At 65.0% G+C, this 3,038-nt stretch carries 5 protein-coding genes; 3 read left to right on the forward strand and 2 right to left on the reverse strand.

Going from position 1 to position 3,038, the window contains the following annotated elements; genetic code table 11:
• The coding region (locus ACX80M_RS20880) for a DoxX family protein (protein WP_459310373.1) at positions 1-434 on the reverse strand (434 nt) is incomplete at its 3' end.
• A 162-nt stretch (positions 435-596) separates the two neighbouring features.
• Entirely contained in the window at positions 597-1,094 is a 498-nt protein-coding gene (locus ACX80M_RS20885; RefSeq protein ID WP_252613721.1) for a MarR family winged helix-turn-helix transcriptional regulator, read from the reverse strand.
• A 102-nt stretch (positions 1,095-1,196) separates the two neighbouring features.
• Here ACX80M_RS20885 and ACX80M_RS20890 point away from each other — a divergent pair, with 102 nt between their 5' ends.
• The 3 genes from ACX80M_RS20890 to ACX80M_RS20900 form a co-directional block, all read left to right on the forward strand.
• Positions 1,197-1,772, forward strand: coding sequence for an NADPH-dependent F420 reductase (locus tag ACX80M_RS20890; protein WP_058929036.1), 576 nt, complete (start codon positions 1,197-1,199; stop codon positions 1,770-1,772).
• A gap of 113 nt (positions 1,773-1,885) precedes the next feature.
• A complete protein-coding gene (locus tag ACX80M_RS20895; protein ID WP_459310376.1) occupies positions 1,886-2,410 on the forward strand; it encodes a VOC family protein in 525 nt (174 codons plus the stop codon).
• Positions 2,407-3,038 (forward strand): alpha/beta hydrolase (locus ACX80M_RS20900; RefSeq protein WP_459310378.1); only part of this gene is annotated, 632 nt, incomplete at its 3' end. The genes ACX80M_RS20895 and ACX80M_RS20900, both read left to right, overlap by 4 nt.

The following is a 3,038-nucleotide window of genomic DNA, read 5'->3' on the forward strand; positions in this document are numbered from 1 at the left end:
GTGCGGTTCTGGCTGCGGCCGAAGACCAGGGCGTCGATGGAGAACCGGCCTGCCCCGACGATGGCGAGGGCTGCCGCGCCGGCCGCGAGGACGAGCACGAGTTCGTATCCGCCTTTGTCAGCGAAGATGCCGGCCGGCGCGTGGACCAGGAACAGGGCGCCGAGCATGTCCAGTGCCAGGAGGGCGGCCACTGGGCGGACCAGTACGCCAAGAATGATGGCGGCGCCCCCAAGGAGTTCCAGAAAGCCGATGGCGGGAGCAACCAGCTGAGCAGCCGGTACCCCCATCTGAACGAAAGCGGCCTGCGTGCCCGGGATGGTGTATTCAAAGATCTTCTGCCAGCCGTGGGCAAAGAAGACAACGCCCACGGCCAGGCGCAGGACTGTACGGGCGAGATTGGACTGCGTGGCAGCGGGATAGACCGGAGAAGTCATGGGATCGTTCCTTTTGTCTTGGCTTCCTGAAGGGGGCGGTTCAAGCCCGGCCTTCGGAAGTTTAGTTGATGTTTCAAGTACCACTCTAAGAGTAAATGGTTGTTGCGTCAACTAATTTGTCGACTGTGCGCAGTATTTTCTGAGCGGGACTGGCGAGGGGGCTCATGCAGTCACGTCATGACGGCGATAGAGGGGCGCCATAGCCGCATCAGGATCCAGCCTCCCCAGGAGGGCATCGGCGATCCCCCGGAGCTGGCCGAGCTGTTCGGGAGTGAGCGCGTCAATGACGTGACTGCGGACGTTTGCCACATGGCCCGGCGCGGCTTCCAGGATTTTGCGCCATCCATCATCGGTGATGCGGGCGTTGGTTGCACGCCGGTCCTCGGGGCAGGGAAAGCGCTCCATTAGACCGCGCGCCTCGAGCCGCTTGACGACGTGGGACAGGCGGGGCAGCGTGGCGCTGGTCCGGGCCGCCAGGGCGGTCATTCGCAGGGTCCGGTCAGGGGCTTCGGAGAGCATCGCGAGCACGTAGTACTCAAAACTGGTCAGGTCCGCGTCACGGCGCAGCTGGGAGTCCAACACATTGGGCAGCAGCTCGACCACCGTATACAGCCGCACCCAGGCAGCCAATTCGTCTTTTGTAAGCCAGTTCGTTTCCATGGCTCCATTCTCTCCGAAGTTTGTTGTTGCGACAACTAACCTTAGCCGCTACTATTTAGTTGAAGCCTCAACCAACTGGGGTTCGAAACGAAGGAGACCGTTATGACCACTGTAAGCATCCTCGGAACGGGCAACATGGGCACGGCCATCGCCGGCATCGTTGAAAAGGGCGGCAACACCGTCCAGGTCCTCGGCAGCGAGGACACTGCCCAGGCGGTCACCGGTGAGATTGTCGTCCTGGCCGTTCCCTACCCCGCCGTGCAGGAGATCCTGGCCCAACGTGCTGGCCAGCTCGCCGGCAAGATCATCGTGGACATCACCAACCCGTTGAACTTTGAAACCTTCGACTCCCTGACCGTGCCGGCTGATTCCTCGGCCGCTGCCGAAATCCAGGCCGCGCTACCGAACTCCCACGTGGTGAAGGCCTTCAACACCACCTTCGCGGCCACCCTGGCCGCGGGCGAGATCGCCGGGCAACCCACCACTGTGCTGATCGCCGGGGACGACGCCGACGCGAAATCCCGGCTCGCGGAGGTCATCACTGCCGGCGGCCTGCGCGCCATTGATGCCGGCTCACTGCGACGGGCACGTGAGCTGGAGGCAAAGGGCTTCCTTCAGATCGCCCTCGCGGCCGGCGAGAAGATCTCTTGGACTGGAGGATTCGCCGTCCAGGCCTGACCCGACGGTCAGCCCAACCCCGCAGCATCGCATCACCGGGAGCCGCCCCGCCTTCATTCTGGCCGGCTCCCGAGGCACGCTCATGGCCCCAAACAGAGAAAGAATTACCTCCGATGCCAGTCTCCCCCGTCCGGCTGAACCACGCCGTACTATTCGTCACCGACCTTGACCGGGCCGAGCGCTTCTACACCCACGTCTTCAGCATGGAAGTGGTCGCCCGCGAACCGGCTGCGAACGCTGCATTCCTGCGGCTGCCCCGCTCCGGCAACCACCACGACCTCGGCCTCTTCGGCGTAGGCGCCGCCGCGGCGCCTAAGGTGCGTGGCGGCGTCGGGCTCTACCACCTCGCGTGGCAGCTGGACACCATCGATGAGCTCGCCGAGGCCCGCCGGACCTTGACGGACGCTGGCGCATACACCGGTCAGTCCAGCCATGGCGCCACCAAGAGCATCTACGGCGCAGATCCGGACGGCAACGAGTTCGAACTTATGTGGATGCTTCCCCGGCAGCATTGGGGCGAGTACGAGAACACCGCTCCCGTCGAGCCGCTGGAGCTCGACGCCGAACTGGCCCGATGGTCCGGCGTGCCCACCGCCGGCCGCATCGCCACAGCCAGCACTGAGGAGGACAACTCATGAATGACGATTTCGGCAAACCTACCGCCATCTGGCACAGCCCTGACGCCCCCGACCGTCCCCTTGTGGTCCTATTGCACGGACGCGGCGCCGACGAGACCGGCATCATTGGCCTAGCCGGACACCTGCCACCCGGACCATCGTACGCAGCCGTCCGCGCACCGATCCCCGCCGGAGGCGGATACGCCTGGTTCGCCAACCGCGGAATCGGCCGTCCGGTCGCGGAGTCCCTCACTCAGACCATGGCCTGGTTCCGGGAGTGGCTCGACGACGTGGCGCCCGCGGGCCGCCAGGTCATACTCGTTGGCTTCAGCGGCGGCGCCGCGTTCGCCGGTGGTCTGCTTCTGGCCGATCCGCAGCGCTTCGCCGGCGCTGCAATCCTGTACGGAACATTACCGTTCGACGCCGGCGTCCCAACCTCACCTGCGCGCCTGGCCGGAGTGCCGGTCTTTATAGCCCAAGGCGACACGGACACAGTCATCCCCCGCGAACTGCTGGACCGCACGTGGACCTACCTGCTCGGCGATTCCGGCGCACCCGCCTACGCACGCCGCGACCCCGGCGGCCACGGGCTCACCAACACCACCATTGCCGAGCTTGACGGCTGGATCGCAGAACGTCTGAATTTCCT

Source organism: Pseudarthrobacter sp. MDT1-22 (genome assembly GCF_054511035.1).

What these genes read in the sequence shown, in the direction of transcription:
- ACX80M_RS20895 (WP_459310376.1), top strand. Translation starts at nt 1,886, where the DNA reads ATGCCAGTCTCCCCCGTCCGGCTGAACCACGCCGTACTATTCGTCACC.
- ACX80M_RS20885 (WP_252613721.1), bottom strand. Translation starts at nt 1,094, where the DNA reads ATGGAAACGAACTGGCTTACAAAAGACGAATTGGCTGCCTGGGTGCGG.
- ACX80M_RS20890 (WP_058929036.1), top strand. Translation starts at nt 1,197, where the DNA reads ATGACCACTGTAAGCATCCTCGGAACGGGCAACATGGGCACGGCCATC.